This window comes from Faecalibacterium prausnitzii (assembly GCF_003287495.1).
GTDB classification, from domain to species: domain Bacteria; phylum Bacillota; class Clostridia; order Oscillospirales; family Ruminococcaceae; genus Faecalibacterium; species Faecalibacterium prausnitzii_I.
On the sequence record NZ_PRLE01000003.1, the window covers coordinates 353,461 to 370,746 of the forward strand.

At 59.8% G+C, this 17,286-nt stretch carries 15 protein-coding genes; 9 read left to right on the forward strand and 6 right to left on the reverse strand.

Going from position 1 to position 17,286, the window contains the following annotated elements; all coding sequences use genetic code 11:
- Positions 1–7: 7 nt before the first annotated feature.
- The 6 genes from gyrB to dnaA all read right to left on the reverse strand — a co-directional run bounded on the left by gyrB (position 8) and on the right by dnaA (position 6,602).
- The gene (gene gyrB, locus C4N22_RS07600; RefSeq protein WP_112148527.1) at positions 8–2,002 is read right to left on the reverse strand and encodes a DNA topoisomerase (ATP-hydrolyzing) subunit B; all 1,995 of its coding nucleotides are present in this window, start codon (positions 2,000–2,002) and stop codon (positions 8–10) included.
- A gap of 87 nt (positions 2,003–2,089) precedes the next feature.
- Entirely contained in the window at positions 2,090–2,374 is a 285-nt protein-coding gene (remB, locus tag C4N22_RS07605) for an extracellular matrix regulator RemB (RefSeq protein WP_022256956.1), read from the reverse strand.
- A 52-nt stretch (positions 2,375–2,426) separates the two neighbouring features.
- Positions 2,427–3,548 carry a DNA replication/repair protein RecF gene (gene recF / locus C4N22_RS07610; RefSeq protein WP_112148528.1) on the reverse strand — a complete coding sequence of 374 codons (1,122 nt, stop codon included), beginning with the start codon at positions 3,546–3,548 and terminating at the stop codon, positions 2,427–2,429.
- Entirely contained in the window at positions 3,549–3,764 is a 216-nt protein-coding gene (locus C4N22_RS07615; protein WP_022256954.1) for an RNA-binding S4 domain-containing protein, read from the reverse strand.
- An 11-nt stretch (positions 3,765–3,775) separates the two neighbouring features.
- Positions 3,776–4,882 (reverse strand): DNA polymerase III subunit beta, encoded by a 1,107-nt coding sequence (gene dnaN, locus C4N22_RS07620; protein ID WP_112148529.1) that lies wholly within the window; start codon positions 4,880–4,882, stop codon positions 3,776–3,778.
- A 397-nt stretch (positions 4,883–5,279) separates the two neighbouring features.
- Positions 5,280–6,602, reverse strand: a complete 1,323-nt coding sequence (dnaA, locus tag C4N22_RS07625; protein WP_005929139.1) for a chromosomal replication initiator protein DnaA — start codon at positions 6,600–6,602, stop codon at positions 5,280–5,282.
- 381 nt (positions 6,603–6,983) lie between these two features.
- On the opposite strand from dnaA, the gene rpmH reads away from it, so the two are divergent.
- From rpmH to mnmG, 9 genes are all read left to right on the forward strand, one after another.
- Positions 6,984–7,118: a 50S ribosomal protein L34 gene (gene rpmH, locus C4N22_RS07630; RefSeq protein WP_005924258.1), complete on the forward strand. Its 135-nt coding sequence runs from the start codon at positions 6,984–6,986 to the stop codon at positions 7,116–7,118.
- A gap of 239 nt (positions 7,119–7,357) precedes the next feature.
- A complete protein-coding gene (gene rnpA / locus C4N22_RS07635; protein WP_022256951.1) occupies positions 7,358–7,756 on the forward strand; it encodes a ribonuclease P protein component in 399 nt (132 codons plus the stop codon).
- Positions 7,753–8,055, forward strand: a complete 303-nt coding sequence (gene yidD, locus C4N22_RS07640) for a membrane protein insertion efficiency factor YidD (RefSeq protein ID WP_112148530.1) — start codon at positions 7,753–7,755, stop codon at positions 8,053–8,055. Before rnpA ends, yidD begins: the two co-directional genes overlap by 4 nt.
- Positions 8,056–8,274: 219 nt before the next feature.
- Positions 8,275–9,348: a YidC/Oxa1 family membrane protein insertase gene (locus C4N22_RS07645; RefSeq protein ID WP_242980982.1), complete on the forward strand. Its 1,074-nt coding sequence runs from the start codon at positions 8,275–8,277 to the stop codon at positions 9,346–9,348.
- Positions 9,349–9,355: 7 nt separating this feature from the next.
- Positions 9,356–10,501, forward strand: a complete 1,146-nt coding sequence (gene jag / locus C4N22_RS07650; protein ID WP_112148532.1) for an RNA-binding cell elongation regulator Jag/EloR — start codon at positions 9,356–9,358, stop codon at positions 10,499–10,501.
- A 185-nt stretch (positions 10,502–10,686) separates the two neighbouring features.
- Positions 10,687–12,498, forward strand: coding sequence for a 5'-nucleotidase C-terminal domain-containing protein (locus C4N22_RS07655; protein ID WP_112148533.1), 1,812 nt, complete (start codon positions 10,687–10,689; stop codon positions 12,496–12,498).
- A gap of 249 nt (positions 12,499–12,747) precedes the next feature.
- Positions 12,748–13,809 (forward strand): GGDEF domain-containing protein, encoded by a 1,062-nt coding sequence (locus tag C4N22_RS07660; protein WP_112148534.1) that lies wholly within the window; start codon positions 12,748–12,750, stop codon positions 13,807–13,809.
- A gap of 118 nt (positions 13,810–13,927) precedes the next feature.
- The gene (mnmE, locus tag C4N22_RS07665; protein WP_112148535.1) at positions 13,928–15,298 is read left to right on the forward strand and encodes a tRNA uridine-5-carboxymethylaminomethyl(34) synthesis GTPase MnmE; all 1,371 of its coding nucleotides are present in this window, start codon (positions 13,928–13,930) and stop codon (positions 15,296–15,298) included.
- A gap of 90 nt (positions 15,299–15,388) precedes the next feature.
- Positions 15,389–17,266, forward strand: a complete 1,878-nt coding sequence (gene mnmG / locus C4N22_RS07670) for a tRNA uridine-5-carboxymethylaminomethyl(34) synthesis enzyme MnmG (RefSeq protein WP_112116216.1) — start codon at positions 15,389–15,391, stop codon at positions 17,264–17,266.
- The last annotated feature ends 20 nt before the right edge of the window (positions 17,267–17,286 follow it).

Consider the following 17,286-nt stretch of genomic DNA (forward strand, 5'->3'; position numbering starts at 1 on the left):
CTACAGGTTAAACGTCCAGTTTTGCGTACTGGGCGTTGGTCTCAATGAAGCGGCGGCGGGGCTCGACCTGATCTCCCATCAGGATGGTGAATGCCTCGTCGGCCTTTTCCGCGTCCTCAATGGTGATGCGGACGATGACGCGGTTCTCGGGGTTCATGGTGGTCTCCCACAGCTGCTCGGGGTTCATCTCACCAAGGCCTTTGTAGCGGTTGATCTTGGCACCCGGCATTTCCTGGGAAAGGACAGCCATTTCGGCGTCATTGTAGGCGTACTTGATGGTGTTGCCTTTCTGCACCTTGAACAGGGGCGGCTGGGCAACATACACATGGCCCTGCTCAATGAGGGGGCGCATATAGCGGAAGAAGAACGTCAGCATCAGGGTGCAGATGTGAGAACCATCGACATCGGCATCGGCCATAATGAAGACTTTGTCATAGCGCAGCTTGGTGATATCAAATTCCTCGCCAATGCCGCAGCCCAGGGCCAGCACAACAGGCATCAGCTTATCGTTGCCGTAAATGCGGTCGGCACGGGCTTTTTCCACGTTGAGCATCTTGCCCCACAGGGGGAGGATCGCCTGGATGGCCGAGTCACGGCCCATCTTGGCGGAGCCGCCTGCGGAATCACCCTCGACGATGAAGATCTCGGTGCGGGAGGGGTCTTTCTCACGGCAGTCGGCCAGCTTGCCGGGCATCCGGCTGGTCTCCAGCGCGCTCTTGCGGCGGACCAGCTCACGGGCCTTTTTGGCAGCGGCGCGGGCACGGGCCGCCTGGGTGGCCTTTTCAAAAATAGCCTTGGCCACACCGGGGTTCTCCTCAAAGAACTCCATCAGCTTGGTATAGACCATGTTGGAGACAAGGGTGCGGATCTCGGTATTGCCCAGCTTTGCCTTGGTCTGGCCCTCAAACTCGGCCTCCTGCAGCTTGACGGAGATGACGCAGATGAGGCCCTCGCGGACATCGGAGCCGGAGAGGTTTTCATCCTTGTCTTTCAGCAGGCCGTGGCTGCGGCCGTAATCGTTGAACACGCGGGTCAGGCTGGTGCGGAAGCCCTCTTCGTGGGTGCCGCCGTCCGGGGTGTTGACGTTGTTGGCAAAGCTCAAAACCAGCTCATTGTAACTGGAGTTGTACTGCAGGGCGATCTCAGCCATGCCGCGATCGGTCTGGCCTTTGAGATAGATGACATTGGGGTGGAGCACTTCGAGGTTGCGTTTCTCGTTGAGGTAGGTAACAAAGCTCTTGATGCCGCCCTCATAGCACATGACCTCGGTGCGGTAGCAGGGCTCGCCCTCCTGGCCATCCTCCAGCACGGGGGTGTAGAGCTCCCGCTCATCGGTCAGGGTGATCTTGACACCCGCATTCAGGAAACTCTCTTCCCGCAGGCGCTTTTCCAGCGTCTCAAAGTTGTAAACGGTGGTGTCCTTGAACATCTCCGGGTCCGGCTTGAACGTGACGCGGGTGCCGGTGACACCAGGGTCCACGGTGCCAACGGTCTTGAGGGGGCCGTCCGGGTCGCCGCGGCGGAACGTCTGCTCGTACTCGTGGCCGTCGCGGCGGACATTGACGGTCAGCCACTCGGAGCAGGCGTTGACGACGGAAGCGCCGACGCCGTGCAGGCCGCCGGCCACCTTGTAGCCGGAATTCTCGCCGCCGAACTTGCCGCCGGCGTGGAGGATGGTGTAAACAACGGTGACAGCTGGCAGGCCGGTATCCGCCTGGATATCCACGGGGATGCCGCGGCCGTTATCCGTGACCTGAATGATGTTGTCCTTGAGGATCTTGACCTCAATGTGGTTGCAGTAACCGGCCAGCGCCTCGTCGATGGCGTTGTCCACGATCTCATAGACCAGATGGTGCAGGCCGCGCTCGCCGGTCGAGCCGATATACATGCCCGGGCGCTTGCGCACCGCTTCCAGGCCTTTCAGGACCTGGATCTCACTGGCGTTATACTCGTGGTCCGTGGCGGTTTCCACGTTGGTGCTGGTGATAATTTCCTCTGCCATTTCCTTTCTCCCTTTTGTTTCAGATTTTTCAAACCAAACTGAAAACGCAGGAGCATCCGCTCCGCGTGTTGATAACTATTTGTATAATCATTTTTTGGCCCGGATGGCTTCCACACCCTCGGGCAGGGGCCGTTCCGCACGCCGTTTCAGCGCGGCGGGGGACAGCTCCGAAAGATAGACCGTGTCCACCGGGGCATCGGCCAGCACATAGCTCTGGGGCAGCTCATCCGAGAGGCTGACCACCGCCCCATGCTTCTGGGCGTAATTGAGGAACTCCCGCCCCCGGGGAGAGATGGTGGTCGTCTCCAGATTGAAGATGCCGATGACGTCCCGGTCGTTCAGGACATAATCCCGCCCCAGATGAAGATACATACAAGCCTCTTTTCTGATGCGCCCTCTCAGACGCTGACGCAGGAGCCAGGTCTTATGCCTTGCTCAGGACACCGCCGTTCATCCGGTAGACCTCGCCGTCCGTTTTGAGGAACGCGGTGTCGTCGCAGCTGGTAACGAACGTCTGCTTTTCCCGCATCCGGGTCAGCAGATACTGCTTGCGGCCATCGTCCAGCTCACTGAGCACATCGTCCAGAAGCAGCACCGGGTGTTCCCCGGTAATGGACGCAGCCGCTGCCGCCTCCGCCATTTTCAGACTCAGGACGACGCTCCGCTGCTGTCCCTGGCTGGCAAACACTCTGGCGGGCTGGCCATCCAGCAGCAACTCCAGATCTTCCCGGTGGGGGCCGCAAAGGCTCTGCCCGGCCCGGAGCTCTTCGGCCTGGCGGGCTTTGAGCAGGGCCGCCAGGCCGCCCGGCTCAAACTGAGCCGCATACCGCAGGGTGAGCCGTTCGGCTCCCCGGGAAAGCTCCTCATAATTGGCGCAGGCCAGCGGAGCCAGCTTTGCAAGGTACGCCCGCCGCCGCTGCTGGATGGCCTCGCCCTGGAGGGCAAGCTCCTTGTTCAGCACTTCCAGCAGGGCTGCTTTTTCCGCATAGGGGCGCTCCGGCGCAGTCGAAGAGCGGCGCAGCAGCGCGTTTTTCTGCTGCAAGACCCGGACATAGCGGCGGTAGATGGTCAGGTAGCCGGGGTAAAGCTGGCAGAGGGCAGCGTCCAGAAATTTTCGCCGCCCCTCCGGCGCGCCCTTGACCAGGCTCAGATGCCCGGGGTCAAAGACGACAGCCGGAAAACTGCCTGCCAGGCTTGCGGCCCGCTTGGGCGGTGCCCCGTTTACCGAGGCTGTCCGGCCCGGGCGTGGGGAATCCGGTGTGCCGATGGTCAGGCGGACACGGGTCGGGTCATCCGGCTCCTGTTCGTCTTTTTGTGCACGCTGGGTGGACGCTTCCAGTACCGCGAACGGTTCGCCCCGGCGTACCAGCTCGGCATCCTTGCCGCCCCGGAAGCTCTTGCCGCCGGTGAGCAGCCAGATGGCCTCCAGCAGGTTCGTCTTGCCCTGGCCGTTGTTGCCGCAGAGGACGGTCAGCTCCCGGCCGGGGGTAAGGCTGGCGGAAGCGATGTTCCGGTAATTCTGGACTTCAAGTGAGAGCAGACGCATTTACTGCCCCTGCCCGACTTCGATACTCTGGCCATCCAGCTCCACCACATCGCCCGCGCGGCATTTTTTGCCCCGCATGGTGCAGACTTCGCCGTTGACTTTGACGGCCCCGCCCTGCACCAGCTCTTTGGCCTCGCCGCCCGTCTCGCACAGGCCGGCGTATTTCAGCAGGGCGTCCAGCTTGATAAATTCCGTATGGATGAGAATTTTCTGCATAATATTGCCTCTTAATCGTTCTTGAAGCGGACGGGCAGGACCAGGTACAGGAAGTCATTGCCCTCAGCAGGCAGGACCTTGACCGGGCTCAGGGGGCCGCTGATCTCCATTTTGACCTGCTCGGTCCGGGCGTTGCGGAGCGCGTCCAGCAGGTAACGGTTATTGAAGCCGATCTCCACCTCTTCGCCCTCGCACTCGGCGCGGAACTCATCGACGACGCGGCCCAGGTTGGTCTGGCAGCGGACGACGACTTTACCATTTGTAAAACTGATGCGGAGGGGATTTTTTAAACGCTCTGTAATAATCAGAGAGGCGCGCTCGATGGTCTCGATGAACTCTTTTGTGTCCAAAGTCACCCGTGTCCGGCTGCCGGAGGGGATGACATTGTGGTAGTTGAGGAACTCGCCCTCGATCAGGCGGCTCATGATGGTGTAACCGGCAGCCATGAAGACGACATAGCGGCGGTTGGCGCAGATGTGCACCAGCTCCTCGTCGTCGTTGGGCAGCAGGTGGGCCACTTCGGTCATGGTTTTGCTGGGCACGATGATCCGGATGTCCTTGACGGCAGTGACCGGCCGCTCGACGATGGCCAGGCGGTAGCCGTCCAAAGCCACGACGGTCAGTTTGTCGGGCTCGATCTCAAACAGCTCGCCGGTATGGGCCGGTTTTTTCTCGTCCTGGCTGACGGCATACAGGGTGCGGTCGATCATGTCCCGCAGCACGCCGGTGGGGATGGTCAGAGTCTCCTCGGCGCCGGTATTGGGAAGCTCGGGGAAGTCGGTCGCGGCCATGGACTGGATCTCAAACTGGGCAACACCACTCTGGATCGTGGTTTTTCCGTTGTCCGCTGACTGAATAGTGATCTGGCCGGCAGGCATCCGGCTGATCATGCTGCTGAGCAGCTTTGCGTTCAGCACGATCTCACCGGGCTCTTTGACGTTCGCTTCAATGGTGGTCACGATGCCCATTTCGAGGTCGTAGCCGGTCAGAGTCAGCTGGAACCCCTCGGCTTTGAGTAAAATGCCCTCCAGTACGGGAATGGTAGAGCGCAGGGTGACTGCTTTGGAAACGCCGTCAATGGCCGCGCTCAGGAGGGTCTTGTCGCAGATGATGTTCAACTTGGTTTCTCTCCTTTTTTCGGATGGTATCGGAGAAAGCTGCCCCAAAAGCGGTGGACATTTTCTCTCGATCTATATTGAACTTGTTGTAGTAACCGTAGTAGGGAGTGGGGAACTTGTGGAAAACTCCGGAATGTCTTGGCGGGATGCCGGGGTTTCGGTTTCCACGGGTTTGTGAATCGGGTGTGAAAGAAATGTTGAAATGGGGAAGCCGCGGGTTCTTTCCACTTCCCATGTGGAATCTGAGCGTTGAATGTTGAAAACTCCGTGGAAAGAGTGGAAAGATTCGGCCCAAAACCACTATATCTTGTTCTGTTTTGCACCAATTGTGCGTAAAACTCCCCATATTTTGGGTTTTATCCCCCTTAAAAGTCGGACTTTTCAGCCCGCGCGGGTGTCAGGCCTTGACGTTTTTGATGATGTCGCTGACCGTCTCCCGCAGGTGCTGGTCGTTCTTCATGTCCCGCTCCATGGTCTTGAGGGAGTAGACGATGGTGGAATGATCGCGGCCCGAGAACTCCCGGCCGATCTCCTCCATGCTCATTCCGGTGACTTCGCGCAGGATGTAGATGGCCACGCGGCGGGCGGAGGCCACGTTGGCGTTCCGCTTGGTGCCCCGGATATCGGCAGGGGAGACGTTGAACGTGCGGGAAACCTCGCCCACGATCTTCTCGATGGTGACGGGCACGGGCTGGGTCTCGTTGAGGATGTCCTTGATGGCGTTCTGTGCCACGCTGATGACGGGCTGGATGCCCTCCAGCATGTAATAGGCGTTGAGCTTTTTGACAGCGCCCTCCAGCTGGCGGATGTTGTTTTTCAGGTGGTTGGCGATGAACTCGGCCACGTCCTCGGGCAGATCCAGGTGGAGCAGCTCGGCCTTGCGCTTGACGATGGCCACGCGGGTCTCAAAATCCGGCGGCTGGACATCGGCGGTCAGGCCCCACTCAAAGCGGGTGCGCAGACGCTCTTCCAGGCTCTTGATCTCCTTGGCCGGGCGATCAGAGGCGATGACGATCTGCTTGTGGGCATCGTGCAGGGAATTGAACGTGTGGAAGAACTCTTCCTGGGTGGACTCCTTGCCGGCGATGAACTGGATATCGTCCACCAGCAGCAGGTCGGCCACGCGGTATTTCATCCGGAAGTCCTCGGTGCTGCCGGCGCGGATGGCGGCGATCAGCTCGTTGGTGAACTGCTCGCAGGTGACGTACATGATGACAAAATCGGGGTGGGTGCGCTTGATCTCGGTCTGGATGGCCGTCAGCAGATGGGTCTTGCCCAGGCCGGAGCCGCCGTAGATGAACAGCGGGTTATAGGCCCCGGAGGGGTTGGCGGCAACCGCCTGCGCCGCAGCAAACGCAAACTGGTTGGAGGGGCCTTTGATGAAGTTTTCAAACGTGAACTCATAGTTGCCCTGGGGGGAGGCGGGGTTGGCCTCGTACTGCTGGGCAAGCACCACCTCGTGGGGCGGGGTGCTGGGCACCACCAGCGTGATGTCCACATCAAAGCCCAGCACGGTCTTAAAGGCTTCCTTGAGCAGGCCAAGGTAGCGGTCCGTGACGATCTTGCAGATAAAATCGTTCCGCACCGAAAGGGTGATGTGGCTCGAGTCCTCAAAGCTGATGGGCTCGAGGCCGTCGATATAGAGATTATAAGTCGGCTCGGCCATCTGCGTTTTGCAATAGGCCTGGGCGGCTTCTAAAACGTCCTTGAAAGAATCCATAAAACATCCACTCCATTGAAGTTTTCAACAATGCTGCTGATACCAGGTTAGTATACCACAAAAATCTCCCTGCGTCTATATTACTATAAGGTAATTTATAATACATAAGAAAAGACGCATCTGCGCCTTTGTGCGGCCCTTGTGGGAGTACACGAAAAAGAGCACAAGATGTTGTGGATGAAAAGTTTTCCACGGGAAACGGGTGAAAAAGTTGAAAGATTTTTCACAGCCGTTTTTCAAAAAAGTTTGCAGGAAAGAGAAAAAAATGCTTGACAGAATGGGATAGTGTGCGATATACTGTTGAATTGCAAGCCTGTCCCCATTTGGGACTCACAGAATGACCCCAATCAGGGGACGAGTTTTTACGGAGGATACAAAACCATGAAGAGAACTTTTCAGCCCAAGAAGCGTCAGCGCAAGGAAGTTCATGGCTTTCTGACCCGCATGAGCACCAAGAACGGCCGCAAGGTCATCAATGCTCGTCGTGCAAAGGGCCGCAAGAGCCTGACTGTCTGATCTGAGCCCGCGTGGCAATGGGTCAGCGCAGAACTGAACATGCGCAAAAGACCGCTGATATTGAATTGGCGGTCTTCTTTTTTATCCAATTGTGCGTTTTAACTAAAAAGTTTCGCAAGAATTGTACCAGAAAAACGCCCGGACAGACTTTCCTTGCGGGCGTTTTTTTGCTATACTGACAAATGAGCTTTGCCTTTGTGCAGGGCTTGTTTGATTCTCGAAGAGGGAGGCGCCAACAAATGCGCTATCGTCCCATCCGCCGCAACGCGGAGTTTGGCCGCGTGTATGCCCGCGGCAAGTCTTATGTCAACCCGGCGCTGGTGCTCTACGTCCTCAAAACACGGGGCAAAAAGACCCGCGTGGGCCTGACGGCCACCAAAAAGATCGGCCACGCCGTCCAGCGCAACCGCGCCCGCCGCGTGATGAAAGCCGCCATTGACGAGCATCTGGATTACAACATCGGCGGCTATGACCTCATCTTTGTGGCCCGGGGCATGACCCCCCGCCTCAAGAGCTGGCAGCTCTCCAGCGTGGTGGCCAAACTGTTTGCCCAGGCCGGCCTGCCGGATAAGGCAAAGCAGCCGGGTGCCAAGCCCCCTGCCACGGTCCCCCCGGCCCGCAGGCCGGAAAGCGAGTGAACCCGCTCTTGGCATGGTCCCGCCGTGCCCTGTGCGTGCCCATCCGCTGGTATCAGAAGTGGATCAGCCCGGGACTGGGGCGCAACTGCCGTTTTACCCCCTCCTGCAGCCAGTATGCCATCGAGGCCATCCAGACCCACGGCTGCATCAAGGGGCTGCTGCTGGCCGCTGCCCGCATTGCCCGGTGCAACCCGCTGGGCCGCTGGGGCTACGACCCCGTGCCGGAGCCCGGCCGCTGGCGCAACCCGGCCCGGAAGCTTTCTCCGGCCAGACTGTTTTCCACAAGACACGGAAAATAAGTGGAAAACAAACCTCTCCGTCACGCCTGCGGCGTGCCACCCGTTCCCCTTTCGGCACTTACGTGCCACCTCCCCCGGCCGGGGGAGACTTTCCGAACAGGGGAGGGGGAGCCGAAAGGCGATTCAAATTTGCTTCTTGTGACGCGCTGCGCTGTGGACAGGCGTCCTTCGATAAAAATAACCGCTCCGCGCCACAGACGGGGCAGAATGGACGAAGCTATGAACCCTTTATACATCCTCGGCGTGCCACTCGGTTATGTGATGGAGTGGATCTACAAGCTGATCCCCAACTACGGCTGGGACATCATCCTCTTCACCCTGCTCATCAACATCGTGAAGACCCCCCTCCAGCTCAACCAGCAGAAAAACACCGTCCGGATGTCGGCATTCCAGCCGATGATCGCGGACATCCAGAAAAAGTACAAGGATAAGCCCGAAAAGCAGAATGAAGAGATCATGAAGCTGCAGCAGGACTTCGGCTACAACCCCATGTCCGGCTGTGCTCCCATGCTCATCAACTTCCTGGTCATGTTCGGCGTTATTGAGGTCGTGTACCGCCCGCTGCAGCGCATCTTCCACATCGGTACCGCTGCCATGAACGCGGCTGGTGATGCCTTGACGGCCCTGGGCATCGGCTTTACCACTGTTACCCGCGACACCAACATCATCGCGCAGGTCATGGCGGGCGAGTCCACCGTGACCAGCGCCTTTACCGCCGACCAGGTCAGCACCATCACCGAGTTTGGCCAGCACATGGATTTCTTTGGCATCGACCTGACCCGTGTGCCTCAGTATAACCTCTCGGCCGATAACCTGCCCCTGCTGATCCTCCCCATCCTGGCCATCGTTACCATGTTCATTTCCACCCACATCAGCATGAAAGCCTCCGGCCAGCAGATGCAGGGCAGCATGAAAGCGACCATGTATATGATGCCCCTGATGTACCTGTTCTTCTGCTTTACCGTGCCCTGCGCGTTCTCTCTGTACTACGTCATTTCCAACGTCATCATGACCGTGCAGACCCAGGTCATGCGCAAGATCTACGACCCCGAAAAGGTCAAGGAAGAGGTCATGGCTGAGATCGCCGCCCACCGCAAGGAGCAGAAGCGCGGTGTGAAGAGCACTACCCTCAAGGTCAAGGACGAAAAGACCGGTGAGATCGTGGAAAAGAATGTCTCCGCCAGTGAGATGAACAAGCGCCGCCTGGAGTATGCCCGCCAGCTGGACGAGGAAAAGTACAAGGACGAGCGCACGGTCCCGCTGAGCGAGCTGGAAAACAAAAAGGAGGACTGACCGTATTATGATCCGTACTCAGGAAGCAACCGGCAAGACGGTTGACGAAGCCCGCGCCAACGCCTGCGCCAAGCTGGGCGTGCAGGCCGACGATATCAACGTGAGCTATGAAGTGCTGGAAATGCCCCAGAAGACGGGCTTTCTGGGCCTGAAGCTGACCCCCGCCAAGGTCCGCGTGACCGTGGAGGAGGCAGACCCCGTTCCCGCGGCACCCGTGGTGGAAGAAAAGGCTGCTCCGGCTCCTGTGGCCGAGGAGCCCAAGGCAGAGGAGAAGACCCCTGTGGAGGAAGCTCCCGCCGCCCCTGCAGCAGAAGAAGCTCCCGCCGCGCAGCCTGTGGAAGAGGCGGCGGCAGAGGCTGCCCCTGCTGAGGGCGAAGAGGTGGAAGTGCCCATCAATATCGAGGAGAACAACAAGGTCAAGGCCGCTGTGGACTATCTGCGTGAGGTCATCGCGCGGATGGGCGTGGAGAACGTGACATTCAGCGCCGTGCAGAAAGGCGAGGCTACCATCATCCGTCTGGATGGCGAGAAGCTGGGTGCTCTGATCGGCCGCCGCGGCGAGACCATGGAGAGCCTGTCCTATCTGGCAAGCCTGGTGGCAAACCGCCTGGAGGGCGATTACATCAAGCTGGGCCTGGATGTGGCCGGCTACCGTGATAAGCGCGAGAGCGACCTGACCGCTCTGGCGCAGCGCATTGGTGCCAAGGTCCGCAAGACCGGCCGCAGCTTTGCCATGGAGCCCATGAACCCCTATGAGCGCCGCATTATCCACTCTGCCATCGGCAAGATGGAGGGTGTCCGCAGCGAGAGCAAGGGCGAGGGCCGTGACCGCCGTGTGGTCATCTACTCCACCGCTCCCGACGCACAGACCGAGAACACCTACGGCGAGCGCCGCGGCCGTGGCGGCCGTCCCAATGGCCGTCGTCCGGGCGGCAATCGCGGCGGCTACCGTGGTGGTGACCGCAATGAGCGCGGCGGCCGTTCCGGCGGTTATCGCGGAGGCCGCAGCGGCAACCGTGGTCCCCGCGGCTCCAGCGTGCCGGAGCGCACCTATGCACCCCGTGACGCGGAGAGTGCCGCCCCTGTGGCACCCAAGCGCACCGAGCGCGTGGATGATTTTGCTGATCTGAGCTTCGGCAAGATCGAGCTGTAATTTGGATCTTGAGAGCCCCTTTCCCGGCCGGGAAAGGGGCTCTTTTGGATGCTTGGGAAACTTGTCTAAATTTGCGGGAGATTTTTCTCCAGGTTGTCCATTGTAAAGAGTCAGACTAAAGCTTTATACTAGGAGCACGGAGCGCTTTGGAAATTTGAACCCCAAAGCAGAAAAGAGAGGATATTATGCAAGAGAATAAGATTTCCCGCCGCAATTTCCTACGCGTGGCCGGTGCATCGGCTACGGCTGCTGCCGTGAGCGGTCTGGCCCCCTCGGCTGCTGCCTGTGACATCAAAAACCTGTGGAGCATGGACCTGCAGATCCTTGCTACCAGCGATACCCACGGCAAGTTTGACCCCTGGGATTACGCCGCCAACAAGGAAGATGCTTCCGGCAGCGTGGCCCAGCAGGCCACTGCGATCCGGGAAGCCCGCACCAAGACCACGCTGGTGGTGGACGCGGGCGATACCATCCAGGCAAACTCGGCAGAACTGTTCCTCAATGACGAGATCCACCCGATGATCGCGGCCCAGAACGCCATCGGCTACGATGTCTATGTCACCGGCAACCATGAGTACAACTATGGCATGGCCACGCTGGAAAAAGTGCTCTCCCAGCAGAAAGCCAAGGTGCTGACGGGCAACGTCTACAGCCCGGAGGGCAAGCCTCTGGCCGACGGCTATACCATCATCCACAAGGGCGGCGTCAAGATCGGCGTCATCGGCATGGTCACCCCCAACATCACCCGCTGGGACGCCAAGAACCTTGAGGGCTGGACCGTCACCAACCCTGTGGACGAGAGCCGGAAGATCATCGACCAGATCAAGGGCCAGGTGGATGTCATCGTTGGCGTTATGCACATGGACGTGGAGAACGAGTATGGTGTTTATGGCTCCGGTGTTACCGACCTGGCCAATGCCTGCCCGGAGTTCGATGTTATCGTGGCAGCCCACGGCCACAAGAGCATCCCCAACAAGATGATCAACAACGTGCTGGTGGTGGAGAACAAGAACGCGGGCGCTACCGTGTCTGAGATCCACCTCTACCTGCAGCGCGGCCTGGACGGCAAGTGGAAAGTGAAGAACCGCACCTCCGAGAACCTGCTGATCAAGGATTACGCGCCGGACCCCGAGCTTACCGCTCTGCTGGCCGAGTACGACGCCCGCGCCAAGGAAGACGCCGTGACGCCCATCGGTGAGCTGCGCGGCGGCGACCTGGCCCCGGCCAATGAGATCGACTGCCTGCCGCAGGCCATGATCCAGGATACCGCTCTGCTGGACTTCATCAACGAAGTGCAGATGTACTATACCGGTGCACAGGTCTCTGCAACGGCTCTGACCTCCATGACTTCCCAGATGAAAGAGGGCACCATCCGCAAGTGCGATATGGCCAGCATCTACACCTACCAGAACACCCTGTACAAGCTGCAGATGAACGGCTTGCAGCTGCGCAAGTTCATGGAGTGGTCGGCTGCGTTCTTCAAGACCTGGGAGCCGCAGGATGTCACCATCGCCTTTGATTCCTCCGTCCGCTACTACCTGTACGATGCCTTTGCAGGCGTCAAGTATGATCTGGACATCTCCAAGGAGCCGGGCAACCGCATCCGGAACCTGACCTGGATGAACGGCAAGGCCGTGCAGGATACCGATAGCTTTGTGGTGGCCGTGAACAACTACCGCGCTACCACCCAGCTGCTGGCCTATGCGGATATCTTCGCCGAGGGCGATGAGCTGCCCAAGCTGCTGGAGATCGACGTCCGTGGCGATGTGGGCGGTGTCCGCGAGCTGCTGGGCGAGTACATCCGCACCGTCAAGGGCGGCGCCATCGAGCCCCATGTGGACAATAACTGGAAGATCGTGGGCAACAACTGGAAAGCTGCCGACCACGAAAAGGCTGTCCGCTTGCTGCGTGAGGGCAAGCTGGCACTCAATGAGAACGCCGACAGCCGCACCCTGCCCGGCAAGGCCATCACCACGGCAGACATTGCCGCGTTCTGATGCCTGGTTCCCCGGCAATTGACCCCTTAAAATAAGCGAAAGGACGTGCAGCTATGATGGCTGCACGTCTTTTTTTGTGCAAAGATGGATAAAAATCTTAGCTGATATTCGCCATAATGTGGAAATTTTGGTGGTGGTGGGGTAAACTTGCGTAAAATCATATCTTTTTGAAACGAAATATTGTATAATAAAGTTAAATATGGATAAGTCCGATGCAAAACAGCAGGCTTGGCTGGAGAGGAGACCCCGATGCTGGAAAAACTGAAAAAGCTTCTGTTGTATGCCGGGGCAGAGCCAGAAGATTTTGCACGCTGTCAGCTGGATGTGCAGATCGCCAACCGACGTCGGCTGACCGCGTTTCTGGGCACGGCTTGTGCCTTTTTTGTGGCGCTGACCCTTGGTTCCTGCATGGTGCCGCTGCTGTATGACCATATCCCGGTTTTTGCAGCGGCCCTCATTGTCAGCCTGGGACTGCTGGCCGTGGAGCAGATGTTCCCGCAAAAGCTGGGTCTGTTTTTAAACTGGGAGATCTACGCCTTTGGAGCCATGATCTATGGTCTGGGCATTTACCTGGGCACGGTGCAGACCCCGGACCAGCGCGCTGCCGCCTTTTTTGCGTTTCTGCTCTATGTGCCGATGTTGTTTATGATGCGGCCCATCCTGCACATTGCCAATGTGCTGCTGTTCGACGGCATTTTTCTGGTCTGCGTCACCCGCTTCAAGGACTGGCGGGTCATCCCCATGGATGTCTGCAACGCGTTGGTGTTCGGGGCCATCTCCTGCATTGTGTCCACCTTTGTCATGAGCATGATGTACGGCAACTTTATCACCAGCAGCAAGCTGACTACCGTGGCGGAAAGCGACCTCAACACCCGGCTGCACAACCGCAATGCCTACGAGAACCGCCTGCGGGATTACCCGCTCCGGTGCAGCAACAGCCTCACCTGTATTTACATCGACGTCAACGGCCTCCATGAGCTGAACAACACCTACGGCCACGAGGAGGGAGACAAGATGCTCCGCACCGTGGCCTGCATCCTGCGGGAGATCTTTGGGGAAGAGGACAGCTACCGCATTGGCGGAGATGAGTTTGTGGCCTTTGCGCTGGACAGCACCAGCACGGAGCTGAACGAAAACATGGAGCAGTTTGTCCGGCAGGTGGAGGAGGCAGGCTATTCCGTGGCCGTGGGCACTGCCTCCCATAGCGCGGGCGGCATTGACATTGACGCTCTCGTCAAAAAGGCGGAGCAGCGGATGTATCTGGACAAAAGCAGACATTACGAACAGCTGCGGCGCAGCACCGAAGAATGAGCACAGCGCAGGGAAAACTCCCACAGGCGCTGTGCTTTTTTGCGCCCTTATATTTCTTTTTCCGGTGGTTCGTGGTACAATATACTGTAATTGAAATTTTGGAGCGGGAGGGAACCTCATGCAGAATACGACCATTGCCGCCATTGCCACGGCACCGGGGGCGGGCGGCATCGCGGTGGTGCGGCTGTCCGGGCCGGAAAGCTATGCCGTGGCCGCGCGGGTGTTCCACCCGGCCAACCCGAACAAGAACGTGGAGGAGGCCAAAGGCTACACTGCCCTGTTTGGCTCCTTTGTGGAGGGGGACGACGCCTTTGACGAGGGCGTGGCCCTGTTTTTCCGGGAACCCCACAGCTACACCGGGGAGGACGTGGTGGAGCTTTCCTGCCACGGCGGCAGTGCGGTGGCCCGGCGGCTGGTGGAAGCCTGCATCGCGGCAGGGGCTGCCCCGGCAGCTCCCGGCGAGTATACCCGCCGCGCGTTCCTCAACGGCAAAATGAACCTGACCCAGGCGGAAGCCGTCATGGACATGATTTCGGCAGACGGCAAACAGGGAGCGGCGCTGGCCAACGCGTCCCTCTCCGGCGCGCTGGCGAAAAAGATCGACGCCGAAAAAGAGGCCCTGACCGGCCTGCAGGCCCATCTGGCTGCCTGGGTGGATTTCCCGGAAGAGGATGTCCCCGAGCTGGACGACGCCCACCTGCACACGGTGCTGGGGCAGGTACAGCAGGAGCTGGACGGCCTGATAAAAAACTATGACGCCGGGGCCGTGCTCCGGGAGGGCGTGGACTGTGCCATTGTGGGGCGGCCCAATGCGGGCAAATCCACGCTGCTCAACCTGCTGGCCGGGTTTGACCGGGCCATTGTCACCCCGGTGGCGGGCACGACCCGCGACGTGGTGGAGCAGGCCGTGCAGCTGGGGGATATCCGGCTCAACCTGTTTGACACCGCAGGCCTGCGCCAGACCGATGACGCCATTGAGGCCGAGGGCATCCGCCGCAGCTGGAAGAAGCTGGACGAGGCCGGGCTGATCCTGGCCGTCTTTGATGGCTCGGAACCTCTGACCCGGGAAGACCTGGCCCTGGCCCAGCGCTGTGCGGGCCGCCCGGCCATTGCCCTCGTCAACAAGGAGGACAAGCCGACTCAGTTTGACGCGGAAATCATCGCGGGCGATTTTGCCATGGTGATTCCGGTCTGCTGCCAGGAAGAGGGGAGCCGGAAAGTCATCGCGGCGGCAGTGGCCCGTCTGCTGGACACCAACCAGATCGACCCGCACGCCGCTAGCCTTTCCGGCCAGCGGCAGTTGGCCGCCGCCACCCGTGCCCGGGACGCCGTGGCCGGGGCGCTGGACGCCGTGGAGGGAGGTTTCGGGCTGGATGCCGTTTCCGTCTGTGTGGACGACGCGCTGGATGCCCTCTGTGAGCTGACCGGTGAAAATGCATCGGAAGCGGTCATCAACGAAGTATTTGAACGTTTTTGTGTGGGAAAGTAGAACCTCTCAGCCGTTTTCAGCGGCAGCTCCCCTGACAGGGGAGCCTTTGGCAAAGAGGGGAAGTTTATTGGTTTTAAGGGAAAGTTTCAAATGAACCATTTAGGAGATTATGACGTCATCGTCATTGGTGCGGGCCATGCCGGCATTGAGGCAGCCCACGCCGCCGCCACGCTGGGGGCAAAGACGGCAGTCTTTACCATGAGTCTGGATGCCATCGGCAATATGCCCTGCAACCCCAGCATCGGTGGAACTGCAAAAGGTACGTTGGTGCGTGAATTGGACGCTCTTGGCGGTGTGATGGGCCTGGCGGCGGATGCTACTTATCTGCAGAGCCGGATGCTGAACAAGGGCAAGGGCCCTGCCGTCCACGCCCTGCGTGTCCAGACCGACCGCAAGCGATACCACGAATATATGAAGCACGCGCTGGAGCTGACGCCCGGCCTTGCCATCCATCAGGCGGAAGTCGTTTCCATCGAGGTGGAGCAGGGGAGAGTCAAGGGCGTGGTGACCCAGCTCAACGGGGAATATGGGGCCAAGTGTGTTGTCATTGCCACGGGCACCAACCTGGGCGGCAAAATTTTTGTCGGGGATGCGTGGTATGCGTCCGGCCCGGACGGAATGCATGCGGCCAACGCGCTGACCGAGAGCCTGAAAGCGGCGGGCCTGCCCTTGCGGCGGTTCAAGACCGGCACCCCGGCCCGTGTCCACCGGCGGAGCATTGATTTCTCCCAGCTGGAGTGCCAGCCCGGCGATCCGGACAGCGAGCTGCAGCCGTTCAGTTTCCTGACAGACACGCCCATGCACAACAAAGTGGAGTGCTGGATCGCCTACACCAATCCCACCACCCACAAGATCATTCTGGATAACATCCAGCGCAGCCCCCTTTATGGCGGTATGATCGAGGGCGTCGGCCCCCGGTACTGCCCCTCCATTGAGGATAAGGTGGTGCGGTTTGCGGGCAAGGAGCGCCACCCCATCTTTGTGGAGCCCTGCGGGGAGAACACCGAGGAAATGTATTTGCAGGGCGCTTCCAGCAGCCTGCCGGAAGATGTGCAGAACGCGTTTTACCGCAGCATCAAGGGCTTTGAGCACATTGAGATCATGCGCCCGGCCTACGCCATCGAGTACGACTGTGTAGACCCCACCAGCCTGGAAGCCACACTGGAAAGCAAGCATGTCCGGGGCCTGTACGGTGCCGGGCAGTTCAACGGCACCTCCGGCTACGAGGAAGCAGCCGCGCAGGGTTTGCTGGCAGGACTGAACGCCGCCCGTAACGCCCTGGGGAAGGAACAGCTCATCCTGCCCCGGCACACCAGCTACCTCGGCACGCTGGTGGATGATCTGGTCACCAAGGGCGTCATGGACCCCTACCGGATGATGACCAGCCGGAGCGAGTACCGCCTGACCCTGCGGCAGGACAACGCCGACCAGCGCCTGACCCCCATCGGCCGGGAATACGGCCTGGTGCAGGATGACCGCTGGGCAAAGTACCAGCACACCCAGAACATTCTGGAAGCCGAGCGCCGCCGCCTGCATGAGACGCACCTCCGCACGGCAGAGCTCCGGGCCGCTATGGAGGAAGCCGGGCTTGCCCCGGCCGCCGAGGGCGGCATTGCCGAAGAGCTGCTCCGCCGCCCGGAAATTTCGTACCCGCTGGTGGCAAAGCTCATCGGCTGGGGAGAGGGGATCACCCCCATGCTGGCCGAGCGGCTGGAAACGGAGATCAAATACGCGGGTTATATCGCACGGCAGGACCGGATGATCCGGGACGTGGCGCGGCACGAGAAGACGCTCATCCCGGAGGATTTCTGCTACGAGAACCTGACGGGCCTGACGCTGGAAGCCCGCGAAAAGCTTTCCCGCATCCGCCCCAAGAATCTGGGGCAGGCGGGGCGCATCCCGGGCGTGTCGCCCTCGGATGTGGCACAACTGAGCATTGCACTGGCGGCGCGCCCTCTCAGTCGCTGACGCGCCAGTTCCACCAGAGG

Bases quoted from the DNA above. Each gene is read 5' to 3' on its own strand.
- C4N22_RS07615 (WP_022256954.1), bottom strand. From the start codon at position 3,764: ATGCAGAAAATTCTCATCCATACGGAATTTATCAAGCTGGACGCCCTG.
- mnmE (WP_112148535.1), top strand. From the start codon at position 13,928: ATGCAGAATACGACCATTGCCGCCATTGCCACGGCACCGGGGGCGGGC.
- jag (WP_112148532.1), top strand. From the start codon at position 9,356: ATGATCCGTACTCAGGAAGCAACCGGCAAGACGGTTGACGAAGCCCGC.
- recF (WP_112148528.1), bottom strand. From the start codon at position 3,548: ATGCGTCTGCTCTCACTTGAAGTCCAGAATTACCGGAACATCGCTTCC.
- gyrB (WP_112148527.1), bottom strand. From the start codon at position 2,002: ATGGCAGAGGAAATTATCACCAGCACCAACGTGGAAACCGCCACGGAC.
- rpmH (WP_005924258.1), top strand. From the start codon at position 6,984: ATGAAGAGAACTTTTCAGCCCAAGAAGCGTCAGCGCAAGGAAGTTCAT.
- rnpA (WP_022256951.1), top strand. From the start codon at position 7,358: ATGCGCTATCGTCCCATCCGCCGCAACGCGGAGTTTGGCCGCGTGTAT.
- C4N22_RS07660 (WP_112148534.1), top strand. From the start codon at position 12,748: ATGCTGGAAAAACTGAAAAAGCTTCTGTTGTATGCCGGGGCAGAGCCA.
- C4N22_RS07655 (WP_112148533.1), top strand. From the start codon at position 10,687: ATGCAAGAGAATAAGATTTCCCGCCGCAATTTCCTACGCGTGGCCGGT.
- dnaA (WP_005929139.1), bottom strand. From the start codon at position 6,602: ATGGATTCTTTCAAGGACGTTTTAGAAGCCGCCCAGGCCTATTGCAAA.
- mnmG (WP_112116216.1), top strand. From the start codon at position 15,389: ATGAACCATTTAGGAGATTATGACGTCATCGTCATTGGTGCGGGCCAT.
- remB (WP_022256956.1), bottom strand. From the start codon at position 2,374: ATGTATCTTCATCTGGGGCGGGATTATGTCCTGAACGACCGGGACGTC.
- C4N22_RS07645 (WP_242980982.1), top strand. From the start codon at position 8,275: ATGAACCCTTTATACATCCTCGGCGTGCCACTCGGTTATGTGATGGAG.